Annotated in this window: 2 pseudogenes; one reads left to right on the top strand and one right to left on the bottom strand. The window is 59.1% G+C overall.

The features are described 5' to 3' along the window. Positions 1 to 291, bottom strand: a pseudogene (locus tag AC0L30_RS42690) (transposase); the annotation flags it as partial. Between the two features lie 398 nt (positions 292 to 689). Here AC0L30_RS42690 and AC0L30_RS42685 point away from each other — a divergent pair. Further along, positions 690 to 1,870: pseudogene (locus tag AC0L30_RS42685) on the top strand (IS3 family transposase). Positions 1,871 to 2,464 lie beyond the last annotated feature (594 nt).

Genomic DNA, 2,464 nt, shown 5'->3' with positions numbered 1-2,464 from the left:
CCTTAAAGCTAGACTTAAGGTCACACGCTTCGCGAATTACCAACCCTCACGCAAGACGGCCCCCATCGGAGGCGTACGCCTCAGCCGCTCGATCTCCAATTGCTCAGGCTTCATCTGCCCGTGGCCGGGGAAGGACTGCGCAGGGTCGGAGCCGAACTCCTTCACCCATTTGCGCAGCACGTTCTCGTGGACGCCCAGGTCGCGGCCCGCTTGCGCCACCGAAACCCCGCGTTCCCTGACGAGCTTGACCGCCTCGACCTTGAACTCTCGACTGAACTTCCGTCTCTGCATGACAACCTCCGGCTTGATAAAACACCCAATCTCGGTGTCCATCAAACCGGCTGCAGCTCAATCCTCACCGTCGCATTGTTGGTCGTAGTGGCCGCGGATACCTCAACACGCCACCTTGAACCCACCATAGCTGCTTGCCGATATCAGCACACATGCGCAGTCGATGACCGCGAAGGACAGCATTTCAAAGCACTGGCGCGGAGTCTCCTCGCGTATGGAACGCCTCGGCCCAACGTCCTTGACACGTCAACAACTTAGAGGCGCATTCTTGCGTTTGTTTGAGGCAGTCGCAGTTCCCCGATCCTTCTAAAAAACCCTGTTACCTGAAATGGACCCCGGTTTTGGGACCAGAGGCTAAGTTGGAAAAGGGCCGCTCCGTTTGATAGACGGAGGGCATGATGACGAAGAAGACGAGACGGAAAATCGACGCGGCACACTGAAGGCCAAGATTGCGCTGGAGGCGGTGCGGGAGCAGGCGACGGTGACCGAGCTGGCTCAATGCTATGAGGTGCACCCGAACCAGATCTATGCGTGGAAGAAACAACTTCTGGAACAGGCGGCGCGGGCCTTTGACGCGGGTGTTGGGCGGGAGAGCGAGGAAACGCGCGCGAACGCGAGATCGAAAAGCTGCACGCCAAGATTGGGCAATTGACGGTGGAGCGCGATTTTTTAGCACGGAGGTCCGGAAGATGAGCACACCGGACCGTCGAGGAATGCTCGATCGCGCCGACCAGGCGCTGTCGATCCGCCGGCAATGCATGTTGCTTGGCATCGCGCGCTCTGGGGTCTACCGGCCGCCACGGCCGGCTAACGACAACGACCTCGCCCTGATGCAGCGGCTCGACGAGCTGTTCACCGCCTGGCCATTCCTGGGCTCGCGGCGAATGATCGCGATGCTGAAGACTGAGGGGCTTCAGGTCAATCGCAAGCGTGTGCAGCGGTTGATGCGCAAGATGGGCATCGTGGCGCTGGGACCGAAGCCGAACACGACAAAGCCGGCGCCGGGCCACAAGATCTATCCCTATCTGCTGCGCAACATGACAATCGACCGGCCGAACCAGGCGTGGGCGGCCGACATCAGGTATCTGCCCATCGGGCGCGGCTTTCTCTATCTCGTCGCGATCATCGACTGGGCGAGCCGTGCGGTTCTGGCGTGGCGGCTTTGGAAGAGGCGCTGGCGAAGTACGGCACGCCGGAGATTTTCAACACCGACCAGGGTAGCCAGTTCACCAGCACGGCCTTCACCGGCGCGCTGGCGGGCGCAGGGATCAAGATCTCGATGGATGGCCGCGGCCGCTGGATGGACAACGTCTTCATCGAGCGGCTGTGGCGGTCGCTTAAGCATGAGGATATCTATCTCAAGGGCTATGCCGACGGCCGCGAGGCCAAAGCAGGGATCGCAAACTGGATCGCCTTCTACAACAATCGCCGCCTTCATCAGGCGCTCGGCTATCGCGCGCCGATGGCGGTCTGGCGCGAGCGGATGCGCACCGCGAAGGCTGTGGACATGGTGGACAACGCTGACGCGTTGACCACATGCCCACAGCGACAGCAGCAGACAGAGTCTCTGGCAGCGTGATAGAAAGTGATCAGGAGCGGTCAGTTTCAACTAACAAACCGGCTCACGTGGCCCCGTTCCGCGGGTCCATTTCAGGTTCGCGGTCGCAAATCTCAACTTGCATCGTAATGCAATGACCATTCGATCGGTGGAGTTGCTCTCACAGATGAACTACCGAGTACAAAGAGATAATCGAAGCAGTTATCATCGCTGTAGTAAATCTGTCGACGTGCCCTTGCAAGCTATGATACTGCACAAACACGCCTTGATGGTCCAAGACCAGTGCGATAGTCGCAAGGATCGCTGCGCCAACGAACAAATATTGATCTTTGTGCGCGTGGCGAAGAGCGTAGCGCAGTCTGCTATCGACCACCTTGCTCCGGATCGTGCGAATCGTAAGTCCATGCTCGAAGACTTCGATCCTTCGAGAAACGCGGGGTAGCAGGCCTACCCTTTACTCGGTGAGCCCCTAGTAGCTCGATAATCCGTTCAGCCCCCTCCTGCAAGAGTTCCAGTCGGCTGTAATAGAGGCGCCGTAGTCGTCCGTTAAGAAGCCGAATTGAGCGGGAGCGGACAGGCAAGCGTATGCGATAGCTGGATCAGGAAGAGGCACAA

Source organism: Bradyrhizobium sp. MI1.11 (genome assembly GCF_055811255.1).
The sequence above is the reverse complement of the archived record's forward strand: the minus strand, read 5'-3'. Positions and strand labels throughout refer to the sequence as shown.